The organism is Microseira sp. BLCC-F43, assembly GCF_041929235.1.
Classification (GTDB): domain Bacteria; phylum Cyanobacteriota; class Cyanobacteriia; order Cyanobacteriales; family Aerosakkonemataceae; genus Microseira.
In genome coordinates, this window is record NZ_JBHFNP010000210.1 from 20,632 (window position 1) to 33,713 (window position 13,082).

The following is a 13,082-nucleotide window of genomic DNA, read 5'->3' on the forward strand; positions in this document are numbered from 1 at the left end:
TTAAGGGCTATTTGCCGGACATCATATCAGTCTGGTTTCTGCTGGTTTCCTGGCAGTACTCCTGCACTTAGGCTACTAATGTAAAACAATTGGTCTAGATGTTGGAATATCGGCTTTCTATACTGATTCACAAGCGAACAAGGTAGAAAATCCCCGTCATTTGCTTTCGTCGGAAAAGGCTTTAAAGCGGTTGCAGCGCCGTGTTTCTAAAAAGAAAAAGGGTTCTCGCAATCGAAAAAAAGCGATTAATCGGTTAGGACGCAAACATCTAAAAGTTTCACGCCAGCGTAAAGACTTTACTGTTAAAACGGCGTGCGTGGTAAAATATAACGATTTTGTGGCGTTTGAGAAACTGCTTGTCCGTAACATGGTTAAAAACCATCCCCCCGCCTGAGGCACCCCCCTTAATAAGGGGGGTTGGGGGGATGCGATGCTGCAAGGTCGCAATTCACCCAGTGGTTAGAGTATTTTGGCAAAGTTTACCGTCGAATTGTGGTGGGAGTACCGCCGCAATATACCAGTCAAAATTGCTCCAATTGCGGTGAAACTGTGAAAAAGTCGCTGTCTGTTCGCACTCATATTTGTCAATGTGGATGCGTTAATGACCGTGACCATAATGCGGCAATCAACATTTTGGATAAAGCGTTAAAACAGACTGGTTATCAATTGAGTACCGTGGGACACAGGTCAACTTCTAACGCTTGGGGAGAGAAGATCCTAATCTCGGATTTGGCAACAAGTTTGAGCAAGATCGCTCGATGAACCAAGAATCCGCCGTCTTTTAACCGGCAAAGTGTCAAAACCGCTGATTGTTCCCATCATCACTAACAACAACACCAACCATAATGGGTAACGTTGGCCTCTTGCCTTCCGAAAGTCTTTGACTTGAGATAATGTTTCAATTAGATTAGCTCCCATCTATACCAGACACCCCCCTGATAGAATCAGCTCTAACAGAATACGGTCGTAGAGGCTCCCCTAGCTGTTTAAGGAGCTAGGGGAGCCTCTACTCCAATAAAATATCCACTCTTGAGGGGGCTCTAGAGTAAATTTTCTCCCGTCACAATGAAGTAGCCCTGCCTGCCCCCCTGAGCAAGGGGGGTTGGGGTGCGACACGTTAACCCCCATTTGCCCCCCTTACCAAGGGGGGTTGGGGGGATCGAGACGTTAACCGCCTTTGCCCCCCTTACCAAGGGGGGTTGGGGGGATCGAGACGTTAACCGCCTTTGCCCCCCTTACCAAGGGGGGTTGGGGGGATCGAAATCTAGCGTTAACCAAGCAGTATTAAATTCTTACCAATTACCCATTACCAATTACCCATTACCAATTACCCATTCCCTATGTTGCAAATCCACAAATTTTTTACCGCTTCAAAACCTAAATTTTGGTTGAGCTTAAGCTTGACTTTGGGATTTATTTATGCATTGATGGCGCTGCAAAAAGCATTTAGCGGCGAATATGTCGTCCAGGATGATGCGCGGCAGCATGTATTCTGGATGGTGCGGTTTATCGATCCAGAATTATTCCCAAATGACCTGATTGCCGATTATTTTCAGTCAGTTGCACCCGCAGGTTATAAAGCAGTTTACCAACTTCCTGCCCTGTTGGGAATCAATCCCCTGGTGCTGAATAAATTCTTGCCAATTTTATTGGGATTGATTACCACGGGTTACTGTTTCGGCATCTCGATGCAATTGTTGCCGATACCAGCAACTGCGTTTATCTCAACGTTGCTGCTGAATCAGAATTTATGGATGAAAGATGATATTGTTTCCGCCACGCCCAGAGGGTTTGTTTATCCGATATTTTTGGGATTTTTGTATTATCTGTTGCGGGCAAATTTGTGGGTTGTGGGAATTGCGATCGCATTCTTAGGACTGTGCTATCCCCAATGCGTTTTCATCGCTGCGTTTATCTTAATATTACGTCTGTTCCGCTGGCGAAATTGGCGTCCCAAACTATCCCCAAATCCCACGGATTGGATATTATGTGCAACCGGATTGGGCGTCGCTTTTTTAGTATTATTGCCCTTTGCCTTAAGTGCATCGCAATATGGTCCTACAATCACCCCATCTGAAGCGAGAAAATTCCCAGAATTTTTACCAGGGGGAAGGGCTAACTTTTTCCATCGAGATTTGTTTAAATTTATCTTCAATGGATACCGCAGCGGCATGTTTCCCCGCTCTTTATTCACCCCGGTAACGCTCGTTTTTGGATTGTTATTGCCCATCTTAGTAGGATTTCGATCTCGGTTTCCCTTGCTCAAGCAACTAACCCATTCATCGGCAATTTTAGGCCAAATTGTCATGGCATCGATTGGCATGTTTTTTGCTGCCCATGCCGTACTATTTAAGTTGCACCTTCCGAGTCGATATACGGGAATTACCTTTAGAATTGTAATCGCATTTGCCAGCGCGATCGCTATCAGTATAATCCTAGATAAAATTTGGCGTTGGGCATCTTCCCAAGAGCGAGCAAAAATTACCGTGGCAGTTGCAGCAACCCTCGTCATTAGCATTGCTTTAATCGGTTATCCTAGTTTTGTGAAAGAATTTCCCATAACTGCTTATAGAATCGGAGAAGTACCCAAATTGTACAAATTTTTCCAACAAACCCCCAAAGACAGTTTAATTGCATCTGTAGCAGAAGAAGCGAATAATATCCCCACATTTTCTCAACGTTCTATTTTAGCCGGAAGCGAATATGCAATTCCTTACCACGTGGGATACTATCGTCAATTTCGCCAAAGATTTATGGATTTAATTCGCGCCCAATATAGTCCCAATTTAGGCGAAGTGAAAAATTTTATCCGCAAATACAAGATAGACTTTTGGTTACTCGATGCAGGCGGTTTGACGCCGGAGTATCTAGCAAATCATCGCCGCGTACAACAATATCAACCAGCAGGGAAAGAAGCGCTAGATAAGTTGCAGAAAGGTGCCGTTCCCGCTTTGTCGAAAGTAATGGGAAGTTGTCAGGTTTTTGAGGATAAGGGATTTGTGGTTTTAGATGCGAATTGCGTTAACACGGGCAATTGACAAAAATGGCAATTCGCAACCTAACACACCGACCAAAATCGTGCATTTATAGCGGATGTCAGCCCTATGCGGCACGCCTTCGTTTGTGTAGCGGCAGCATTAATGCTGCCGCTACACAAACAAGCCAAAAGGCTGCGCCTCACTCGCTTAAAATCCGCTGTAATCGGGCAATTTTGACAAAAATGGCAATTCGCGCCCTACTGACCAAAATGGTGCGTTACACTGCGTTAACGCACCCGACTAAAGAAGGCGCCCGTAACGTGCTTTAATTGGATTATTTGGATGCTCTTGATTCATCAAATGCGCCCACAATTGATCGCCTTGGGAAAAATGCCACCATTCCTGGGGATGGCGCATAAAATTAGCCGCAAGCATGAGAGCTTTCAAAAGTTGCCGATTGGCATGATATTGCTGTTGGTTCGGATTGGTACTATTGGCATAATAATCGGGATGCGATCGCGCAGACATCTCATCAATTGGCGAACCCATATCCACCGCATTTCCCGCCTCATCCACCAGCGTCACATCCACCGCAGCACCAGTACTATGAGGCGGCGGCGTCGCCAAATCAAAACTGGGAACTGCCCAAATTTGATACACTTGCTCTAATATCTTGCCCCGCTGTTCTTCGGTTAAATTATCCGGGTCAAGTCCTTGCGCTTGAGCAGTTTCACTCAAGGTATAATCCACCATAAATTGCTGCACTTCCACCGGGCGATAAGCATCAAAAATCTGGATGCGCCAATGGGGATATCTTTGCTGTAGTTGGTTTTGCGCTGCAACCAGACTATTGAGGACAGTTTCGCGCAGATAGTAGGGCGATCGCTCTCCATAAGGCGCGCCCACTTTAGCATAAGGATGGGGAGACTCTACCGCGAATAGTTCCAAGGGAATTGGCACCAACGGCTCGCCGCACTCTAAAATAGGGATCTGCTGATAGGGTTTCATCGCCAATAAAAGGATTGAACTTAAAACTAAAACCCGTTTTAACGGGTTGAAGAATTTAGAGATAGTGGATATTTATGAATTGACATTATTATCCTCTTTTGCCAGAGGCGGTACTGGATCGTAACCACCGGGATGGAATGGGTGACACCGCAAGATGCGGCGAATTGCCAACCAACTACCCCGCACTGGACCAAACCGATCTACTGCTTCAATAGCATACTGGGAACAAGTGGGGTGAAATCGACAGGTAGGCGGATACAGCGGCGAAATAAACGCCCGATAGCATCGAATTAACCAAATCAACAAAGTTTTCATTAGGGTGACCAAATCTAATAAATTAATAAACAGAAGTCCTTGTTTAAATTTTCCTCAAGTCTTTGCTTAACTCTCTACCGCTGTTTGAATTAACCCCAGACCTCTGGCTAGATATTGCCCTCGTCGGCGTCTGGCTTGGGGCAATTATACTCCTAGCCGAATCCCTTCACCTCTGGAAAGCCGCAGATCCGGAAAAGGTGCGAAAAGTCGTTCACATCGGCACCGGGCATGTCATACTCTTTGCCTGGTGGTTGGAAATACCCGCTTGGATCGGGATTGCAGCTTCAATTGTAGCCAGCGCCATCGCTCTCCTATCATACAAACTCCCCATCCTCCCAGGTATCAACAGCGTCGGACGCAAAAGTTTGGGAACTTTTTTCTATGCCGCCAGCATCGGTATCCTGGTAGCCTGGTTTTGGCCTTTGCAACTTCCCCAATACGCCGCTATCGGTATTTTAGTCATGACTTGGGGCGATGGACTCGCCGCTTTGGTGGGACAGCAATATGGTAAACATCCCTATAAAATCTGGGGAATGCAAAAAAGTTGGGAAGGTTCCCTGACAATGACTCTGGTTAGCTATTTGGTCAGCAGTCTGATTTTACTGGCAGTGCAGGGCAATATCTGGCAAACTTGGGTAGTCTCCGCGGCGGTTGCTTTGGTTGCGACTGCTTTAGAAGCATTTTCTAAGTTGGGTATTGATAATCTTACCGTTCCCTTGGGCAGTGCGGCGGTGTGCTTTTTCTTGATGCAGCTATTTTTGGTTTAACAAGCGATCGCCTGTAAACTCAAGTTTGTAGGGTGCGTTAACCCAGTGTAACGCCCCGCGATTAAATCAGTTTGTAGGGTGCGTTAACCCAGTGTAACGCACCGCGATTAAATCAGTTTGTAGGGTGCGTTAACCCAGTGTAACGCACCGCGATTAAATCAGTTTGTAGGGTGCGTTAACCCAGTGTAACGCCCCGCGATTAAATCAGTTTGTAGGGTGCGTTAACGCAGTGTAATATGATGTCCGGCTTTTTACCTATAATTAAAACTCAGAGCGTCCCCGTGTCAGGAGCGTCAGGAGCGTCAGTCTTAACTATGGGTAATCAAACGGACATCATATAATATGATGTCCGCCCAATTACCCTTAATCAAAATCTCTCCGCGTCACCGTTTCACCGTGTCACCGCGTCATTCTTAACTATGGGTAATCAAACGGACATCATATAACGCCCCGCGATTAAATGGTGCGTTAGGCGCACATAGTTAGATTGTTGGTCAAACTCAAAACTACTATGCGCCTAACACACCCTACGTTTTATTTTGCTGTGAGGAAACTGTGACAGAGCAAATTCTTTTATCCCTAGCGCAACAGGGAAACCCAGAAGCGATCGCATCCCTACTTAACCAAGCATTATCCAAAAAAAACATCACCGCCACCACCAGTCTAGAGGGTAAATGTCTCCAAGTTACCCTCATATCCGACCAACTACCCCCTCAAGATCTCTGCATCTACGTCATCTCTGAAGGGATGCGTAGTCTTTCCATCCCATCTATTCAATTTATCCGCGTTATCGGACAGCAACGCTACTCGCAACTCGCCTGGAGTCAAACAATCGAGCAGAGGAACACAGCAGCAGAGGAGCAGAGGGGCGATGGTGTAGAAACCCATCCTTTAAAACAGCTTAAAACCAAAATATCTCTACCCTGGTTAACTCTTATTCTCTCAATTCTAGTTGCTACATTAGGCGCAACCATCGCTTTCCAACGCAACGCTCCCATCGCAACACAAGCTAAAAAAACAACTCGCCTCCAGTCGCAACTTGCCATCGTCGCCAAGAAACCAAAACCCAAAGTTCGCCCCAAACAGAGCAAAAAATCTCCTCAAGTTAGAACCCGTCCGCGTGCAACTCGGATGCGGTTAAAAGCGACAATTGCTGGCAATATTTCCCCCAAGTCTGTCGTGCATTCGGGGCAGGGTTTGTTTTTTGCCCAAAACATGATGTATCGCCACACAATTACCGTCTACAACCGACAGCATAAATTAGTTAAAACTATCCCCGATCGGGTTAATTTAGCTAAATACGGTTACGGTCAATTCAAAGGCACTTTCAGAGGCGCACCCGTTGAAGCGAGTTTTTCCCACGATGGCAAGTATGCCTGGGTTTCTAATTACCAAATGTACGGGCGCGGTTTCAACAATCCTGGCAGCGATCGCTGTAGTGCCTCCCAAGCAAGCGATCGCAGTTTTCTCTATCGCATCAACACCAAAACTTTTCAAATTGAAAAAGTTATCAAAGTCGGTGCCGTTCCCAAATTTGTCGCCACTTCACCCGATAACCGCCTAGTCTTGGTTTCCAACTGGTGTACCTGGGATTTAAGTGTAGTTGATCCCGATCAAAATCGGGAAATAAAACGCCTTAAACTCGGTCGCTATCCCCGCGGCATTGTCGTCGATGCCGATTCAAAATATGCCTACGTTGCTGTCATGGGTTCTTCTAATATCGCGCGGGTTAATCTAGAAGATTATTCGGTAAAATGGTTGAGAAATATCGGGCGTTCGCCTCGCCATTTAAACTTAGACCCCGCCGGTAAATATCTCTACGCTTCTTTAAACGGCGAAGGCAGAATTGCCAAAATTTCTCTCACAAACGGTCAGGTAACCGATAAAGTTTTAACCGGCAATGCACCGCGCAGTATGGTTTTATCCGACGATGGTCAATTACTTTATGTTGTCAATTACAACGAGAATACTGTGAGTAAAGTTCGCACTTCTGATATGAAAGTCCTGCAAAAAGTCAATGTGGCGAGTCATCCCATCGGCATTACTTACGATCCGCAAACGCGCCAAGTTTGGGTAGCTTGCTATTCCGGCAGCATTATGGTCTTCCAGGATTGAGTCATTCCCCTCGCCTCTCCTCCCTCTCGTTCCCTCTCGTTTCCTGGTTCCATCTGGAAATGCCGATCGGGAGACTCTGCCTCCTTGTACGAGGCAGAGTCTCCAAAACTGCGTTCCCAGGCAGTGCCTGGGAACAAGACACCATGAAGATTTAGGCCAAAGTCCTGAAGCCATCACTTATGTTAAGATATTTGAAGCAAATATTAAATAAATCTGTAAATCGTTCACCTTCGCACTCAGGGTAGATACTGGATGACTTTTGTGAATTGGGCCGAACCCCTCCTGCGTAGCAAACAAGAAGCCCTTGACTTTCAGGATCTTCAAGGGCTTTTGCATATAAACTGGAAAATTCGAGGAAAAACTTTATTTTCAGGGTTTTATACGCGGATAGATCAGGTATTTCTTCTCTGGGGTTTGATTACCGCAACAATTTTTATGACTGCTCAGTTTCTCCCGTTTAGTTGGAGCATGCAAGCAATTTTTTGGTCGGCGCTGACTTTGGTGGGTACAGTTGGGATGGTAGCGCTGACGCACTTTTGGGTACGGGTAGAACGCCTGGTTTGGGTTGTTTATCAATGGGTGATTTTGATGGTGGGTGGTGCTATCCTCACCGATTTGAGCATTTTTCTGGGATGGGGTGAGGTACTGATTCACCTCTGTCCTTTATGGTTGGGTTTGAGTGCTTTGGGTTACCTGGTTACTGGGGTAGGGATGCGATCTCGCACTTTTATCCTCACCGGGTTGGTTCATCTGTTGGCTATCGGCATATTACCTTATGTCGGTAGCTGGCAGTTTCTCACCACCGGGGTTGTCATGGGGTGCAGCTTGTTACTCTTAGCTGAAATGCAGTGGGATATGCGCGCGCCCATCGACTACGACTTACTCACCCCAGAACAAAAGCAATTCAACCAAGAACAAAACCGCCTGCGCCAATTGAATACCTAATTTTTCCCCTTCTCCCCCAGTGGGAGAAGGAATGTTTTACCATACTCAAGGCAGATGACCAACTCAATCGTTAAAATCGGATCGGCGATCGGCTCCATAATGTTTCGCAATCTTAAAAAATTTTAATTTCCGTTAAAAATCCATACCTTTTTCCTGAAGTTTTGGCAACATATAAAATTACAACTTGAGGATGCATCTATCTCACTTGAAGATGCACCACCATAGCAGGCGTTGTGCTGTTTGTACTGCGAATCGCTGCCTAAAGGAGAACGGCGTCAGGGTGGCGAGTGGTCATCAATAACACTGTGAAAAAGTGGCTAACAAACCGAGTTGATTTTTGTGGTGCAGGGTTTTTGTCGTTTCCCCTGCTTTACCGTCACTAAATGAGATGTTAAAGCATCTACCAGAACAGCCAGATAGGTGACGGTCAAGCTAATCGTCTTTCAACTGCAATTTGTTAGCCAACCTGATTAAAACCAAGCTAATCATACCAAAAATCAGTGGAGAAAAATGGCATCCTCCACTGATTTTCATATATAAATGGGTAATAGGTAATAGGTAATAGGTAATTGGTCATCAGGTAGTTAGCCATTAGCCATTAGCCATTAGCCATTAGCCATTACCGTTTTTCTTACCAATCTGAGCGATCGCCTTCTTTATAAGGATCGCCTTCAAAAGGTTGTACGCCAGTAGGAGGATACTTATCGTCAGTTGGGCCAAAAATGCGAGCTAATGCCCCAGAAAAATATTGGGAGATGTTTTCAATTGTTTTGGTGATATCCATAACCATGCTCCTGCTTTTGAGTTAAGTCGCAGTCCGCCAGTAGATTCATTATCTTTAATTTGTTCCCCATCGGGTAGGTTTGCAACACTTGTTTAAAGATATTTGCAATACTTTGCTGATTTTGAGCTAATTTGTTGCGTTTAAATGCAATATCCCCGTTTGTGTAAACTTTGCCGATTCACAAACCCGGTTTCTTAAAGAAATCGGGTTTATTGAAAAAAGAGTTGACAATATTATGGTAAATAATACTATAATTGAAGCAACCTAGATCGCAAGGAAGCTGGGCTATGAGAATTGCCCCTGACCGGAACCGCCTGCAAGAGGCGGATCCCAAGCAACCCCACAGCGGGATAGACCGGGAACTTACGGTAAGTTGCGAAGATAACAGCTTGTTGACAGACCTGTATCAGCTGACGATGGCAGCTTGCTACGTCGGCGAAGGGTTGGATGGACGACGGGCAAGTTTTGAGTTATTTGTGCGTCGCTTACCAGAAAGGTTCGGTTATTTAATTGCTATGGGCTTGGAACAAGCCTTAGAATACTTAGAGAAATTCCGCTTTAGTCAAACACAGATAGAAGGATTAAAGGCAACGGGAATATTTGCCCATGCCCCAGAAGAATTTTGGTCGCTGCTAGCAGAAGCGCGCTTTACTGGCGATGTTTGGGCAGTTGCGGAAGGAACGGCTATTTTTGCTAACGAACCCTTGCTGCGGGTGGAAGCACCTTTATGGCAAGCGCAGTTAGTAGAAACATACCTGCTGAATGCGATAAATTACCAAACTTTAATAGGGACGCGGGCAGCGCGGATGCGAGATGTAGCAGGACCCCTGGCAACCTTGTTAGAATTTGGCACGCGACGCGCTTTTAGTCCCCAAGGGGCGCTTTGGGCGGCGCGCGCAGCGTTAGCGGCGGGGTTAGATGCAACTTCTAACGTATTGGCAGCGTTGAAATTGGGTGAAAAACCTAGCGGGACGATGGCGCATTCGTTAGTAATGGCGCTGACAGCATTAGAAGGCAGCGAAGCAGAAGCATTTACGGCATTTCACCGTTATTTTCCCGGCGCGCCCTTGTTGATCGATACTTACGATACCGTTGCAGCGGCGCAGAAATTGTCCCAAAGATTGCAGTCAGGGGAAATGCAACTAGCGGGAGTGCGACTCGATTCGGGAGATTTGGTAACGTTGTCGCAACAGGTGAGAAGTCTTCTACCAGGCGTTGCCATATTTGCCAGCGGCGACTTAGACGAATGGGAAATAGCCAGATTAAAAGCTGCCGGTGCTTGCATCGACGGATATGGATTGGGAACAAAACTGGTAACTGGTTCCCCCGTTAATGGCGTCTACAAACTGGTAGAAATTGATAGCATTCCTACGATGAAACAGTCCAGCAGTAAAGTTACATATCCCGGACGCAAGCAAATTTTTCGAGCATTTGAAGCGAGTGAAATTAGGAGAGATATCTTAGGACTAATGTCAGAAACCCCAACGGATTCACAACCCCTTCTACAGCTAGTCTTGCAACAAGGACAGCGAGTAAAACCCCCCGAAACCTTAGCAGAAATAAGACAACGCACCGCCACCAACGTCGCCAGTCTCCCCAGAGAAACGCGCCATCTAGATAACCCCATCCCGCCACCAATCGAAATTTCCGCATCCCTAGCAGAACTAACCCAAAAAACCCAAAAAGGTAATAGGTAATGGGTAATGGGTAATGGGTAATAGAAAAAATGCCCCAATTAGCAATTAGCAATTAGCAATTAGCAATCACCAATGACCAAAATCGCTTTATTTGGCACCAGTGCCGATCCGCCAACATCGGGACATCAAGCAATTATAAACTGGTTATCCCAACAGTTTGATTGGGTAGCAGTTTGGGCGTCGGATAACCCATTTAAATCCCACCAAACACCGCTGGAACATCGGCATACAATGCTGAGATTATTAATTTCAGAAATAGATCCGCCCCGACATAATATTAGCCTCAATCCAGAACTCAGCAGTCCCAGAACCTTAGAAACCGTCACCAAAGCTCATGCTGCTTGGCCTGATGCAGAGCTAACCTTAATTATAGGTTCAGACTTAGTCAAACAGTTACCGCGTTGGTATCGAGTTGAAGAATTGTTGCGACAAGTCGATTTGCTGGTCGTTCCTAGACCAGGATATCTGGTAGAGGACAGCAGTTTAGAAGCGTTGAGGCGTCTGGGGGGTAAAATTGCGATCGCCGACTTTAACCCACCCGATGTTTCCTCCACAGCATATCGCGAACGTCAAGACCCGACCAGCTTAACTACCACCGTTAAAAATTACATTCATCAAACCCAATTATACGAATGCCAGGACGCAGTGCCAAAAAGATAGCATATCCGGTCAAAAAACAAACCTTAGCCGATTTTAAAGTCGGAGTCGATAACGTGATTTTCTCAGTCGATATCGCCCAAAATCGACTGCTGGTTTTGTTGGTGATGCGTTCAGACGAACCGTTTTTCGGTCAGTGGTGTTTACCGGGAACCCTGGTGCGTCATGGAGAATCTTTAGAAGATGCCGCTTATCGCATTTTGTCGGAAAAAATTAGGGTGAATAACTTGTACCTAGAACAGTTATACACCTTCGGCGGGCCCGGTCGCGATCCCCGCGAAGCACCCGATAGTTTTGGCGTGCGTTATCTATCAGTTAGTTACTTTGCCCTCGTGCGATTTGCCGAAGCAGAATTAATCGCCGATGGCGTTAGCGGGATTGCTTGGTATCCCATCAAACAAGTGCCAAAATTAGGCTTTGACCATAACAAGATTTTAGAGTATGGTTATCGCCGTCTGCGTAACAAATTGGAATATAGTCCAATTGCTTTTGATGTCTTGCCGGAACTGTTTACTTTAAACGATCTTTATCAACTTTACACGACGGTTTTAGGAGATAACTTTTCCGACTATTCTAATTTTCGCGCTCGGTTATTGAAGTTAGGGTTTTTAGGCGATACCGGATTAAAAGTGTCGCGCGGGGCGGGGCGTCCGGCAAGTTTGTATCGGTTTGATGCCGAAGCGTTTGCAGCGGTTAAAGATAAGCCATTGGTGTTTATTTAAAGGGAAAAATGAAAATAGCTATTGCCCAACTAAATCCAACTATTGGCAACCTGAACGATAACGCCAAACAAATTTTAAATGCTGCTAAAGAAGCGGCTGATTTGGGAGTGCGTTTGTTACTAACGCCGGAACTTTCTTTATGTGGTTATCCGCCACGGGATTTGTTGTTAAATCCCAGCTTTGTGCAGTTGATGGCGACAACTTTGTCACAGCTAGCAAGGGATTTACCGCCGGATTTAGCGGTATTAGTAGGAACCGTGGAAGAAAACGAGCGATCGCAGGTTGATGGCGGGAAACCATTATTCAACAGTATCGCCTGGTTAGAACAAGGAAAAATCCAGCAAATATTTCACAAGCGACTGTTACCAACTTACGACGTTTTTGACGAACATCGTTACTTTGAACCAGGGTTAAAACCGAATTTGTTCCCGCTGAATCTTCAGAATTCACAATCCGAAATTCTCATCGGCGTTACTATATGCGAAGATTTATGGAACGATGAAGAATTTTGGGGGAAACGCAGCTATGCGATTAATCCGATTGCCGATTTAGCTAAACTAGGTGTAGATATGATTTTGAATATATCCGCTTCTCCCTACACAGTCGGCAAGCAAAAGTTAAGAGAAGCGATGCTGAAACATGCTGCAATCCGCTATCAAAAACCGATTATCTATGCCAACCAAATTGGCGGGAACGACGATTTAATTTTCGATGGCAATAGCGTCGCGTTTAACTGTGAGGGAGAAGTTGTATGTCGCGCCGGTGGGTTTAAAACAGATTTAGTAATATTGGAATTTGACCCGAAAAAGCAAGATTTAGTTTCAACCAACGATCCCCCCCTGCCCCCCCTTCACAAGGGGGGGATGCCACCCCTAAGCAATCATCCACAATCGGATCCCCCCCTGCCCCCCCATACAAACGGGGGGATGCCCCCCCAACAAAAAAAACCACCAACAGATACCCCCCGGCCCCCCCATCAAAAGGGGGGGAGGCCACCCCGAAAAAAGCATACCCAATAACAAGCCCCCCCGCCCCCCCAACACAAGGGGGGGCGGGCAGAGCGCAAAGAACAAGAGCGAGGAAAATCCCGCATG

At 46.0% G+C, this 13,082-nt stretch carries 14 protein-coding genes; 10 read left to right on the forward strand and 4 right to left on the reverse strand.

Going from position 1 to position 13,082, the window contains the following annotated elements:
• Positions 1-106 precede the first annotated feature (106 nt).
• Together ACE1CM_RS28775 and ACE1CM_RS28780 are read left to right on the forward strand one after the other, a co-directional pair.
• Entirely contained in the window at positions 107-394 is a 288-nt protein-coding gene (locus tag ACE1CM_RS28775) for a transposase (RefSeq protein WP_374882294.1), read from the forward strand.
• A gap of 101 nt (positions 395-495) precedes the next feature.
• Positions 496-762: a zinc ribbon domain-containing protein gene (locus ACE1CM_RS28780; RefSeq protein WP_374882295.1), complete on the forward strand. Its 267-nt coding sequence runs from the start codon at positions 496-498 to the stop codon at positions 760-762.
• Here the strand turns inward: ACE1CM_RS28780 and ACE1CM_RS28785 are convergent.
• Entirely contained in the window at positions 718-918 is a 201-nt protein-coding gene (locus tag ACE1CM_RS28785; protein ID WP_374882296.1) for a hypothetical protein, read from the reverse strand. The two genes, ACE1CM_RS28780 and ACE1CM_RS28785, sit on opposite strands and share 45 nt — an antisense overlap.
• A 422-nt stretch (positions 919-1,340) precedes the next feature.
• On the opposite strand from ACE1CM_RS28785, the gene ACE1CM_RS28790 reads away from it, so the two are divergent.
• A complete protein-coding gene (locus ACE1CM_RS28790; RefSeq protein WP_374882283.1) occupies positions 1,341-3,038 on the forward strand; it encodes a hypothetical protein in 1,698 nt (565 codons plus the stop codon).
• A 240-nt stretch (positions 3,039-3,278) separates the two neighbouring features.
• On the opposite strand, the gene ACE1CM_RS28795 is transcribed toward ACE1CM_RS28790, so the two are convergent.
• Both ACE1CM_RS28795 and yidD read right to left on the reverse strand, forming a co-directional pair.
• Positions 3,279-3,986, reverse strand: coding sequence for a M15 family metallopeptidase (locus tag ACE1CM_RS28795; RefSeq protein ID WP_374882284.1), 708 nt, complete (start codon positions 3,984-3,986; stop codon positions 3,279-3,281).
• A gap of 72 nt (positions 3,987-4,058) precedes the next feature.
• On the reverse strand, positions 4,059-4,301 hold the full coding sequence (gene yidD, locus ACE1CM_RS28800; protein WP_374882285.1) for a membrane protein insertion efficiency factor YidD: 243 nt from the start codon (positions 4,299-4,301) through the stop codon (positions 4,059-4,061).
• Positions 4,302-4,363: 62 nt separating this feature from the next.
• Between yidD and ACE1CM_RS28805 the strand changes: the two genes are divergently transcribed.
• The 3 genes from ACE1CM_RS28805 to ACE1CM_RS28815 all read left to right on the forward strand — a co-directional run bounded on the left by ACE1CM_RS28805 (position 4,364) and on the right by ACE1CM_RS28815 (position 8,128).
• Positions 4,364-5,068 carry a diacylglycerol/polyprenol kinase family protein gene (locus ACE1CM_RS28805; RefSeq protein ID WP_374882286.1) on the forward strand — a complete coding sequence of 235 codons (705 nt, stop codon included), beginning with the start codon at positions 4,364-4,366 and terminating at the stop codon, positions 5,066-5,068.
• 555 nt (positions 5,069-5,623) lie between these two features.
• Positions 5,624-7,183 (forward strand): YncE family protein, encoded by a 1,560-nt coding sequence (locus ACE1CM_RS28810; RefSeq protein ID WP_374882287.1) that lies wholly within the window; start codon positions 5,624-5,626, stop codon positions 7,181-7,183.
• 435 nt (positions 7,184-7,618) lie between these two features.
• The gene (locus tag ACE1CM_RS28815) at positions 7,619-8,128 is read left to right on the forward strand and encodes a hypothetical protein (protein WP_374882288.1); all 510 of its coding nucleotides are present in this window, start codon (positions 7,619-7,621) and stop codon (positions 8,126-8,128) included.
• Between the two features lie 631 nt (positions 8,129-8,759).
• Here ACE1CM_RS28815 and ACE1CM_RS28820 read toward each other — a convergent pair.
• Entirely contained in the window at positions 8,760-8,912 is a 153-nt protein-coding gene (locus ACE1CM_RS28820) for an isochorismate synthase (protein ID WP_374882289.1), read from the reverse strand.
• A 287-nt stretch (positions 8,913-9,199) separates the two neighbouring features.
• Here ACE1CM_RS28820 and ACE1CM_RS28825 point away from each other — a divergent pair, with 287 nt between their 5' ends.
• The 4 genes from ACE1CM_RS28825 to ACE1CM_RS28840 all read left to right on the forward strand — a co-directional run bounded on the left by ACE1CM_RS28825 (position 9,200) and on the right by ACE1CM_RS28840 (position 13,007).
• Entirely contained in the window at positions 9,200-10,609 is a 1,410-nt protein-coding gene (locus ACE1CM_RS28825) for a nicotinate phosphoribosyltransferase (RefSeq protein ID WP_374882290.1), read from the forward strand.
• A 72-nt stretch (positions 10,610-10,681) separates the two neighbouring features.
• Positions 10,682-11,269, forward strand: a complete 588-nt coding sequence (locus ACE1CM_RS28830; RefSeq protein WP_374882291.1) for a nicotinate-nucleotide adenylyltransferase — start codon at positions 10,682-10,684, stop codon at positions 11,267-11,269.
• Positions 11,242-11,988, forward strand: coding sequence for an NUDIX domain-containing protein (locus ACE1CM_RS28835; RefSeq protein ID WP_374882292.1), 747 nt, complete (start codon positions 11,242-11,244; stop codon positions 11,986-11,988). Before ACE1CM_RS28830 ends, ACE1CM_RS28835 begins: the two co-directional genes overlap by 28 nt.
• Positions 11,989-11,996: 8 nt before the next feature.
• Positions 11,997-13,007, forward strand: coding sequence for a nitrilase-related carbon-nitrogen hydrolase (locus tag ACE1CM_RS28840; RefSeq protein ID WP_374882293.1), 1,011 nt, complete (start codon positions 11,997-11,999; stop codon positions 13,005-13,007).
• Positions 13,008-13,082 lie beyond the last annotated feature (75 nt).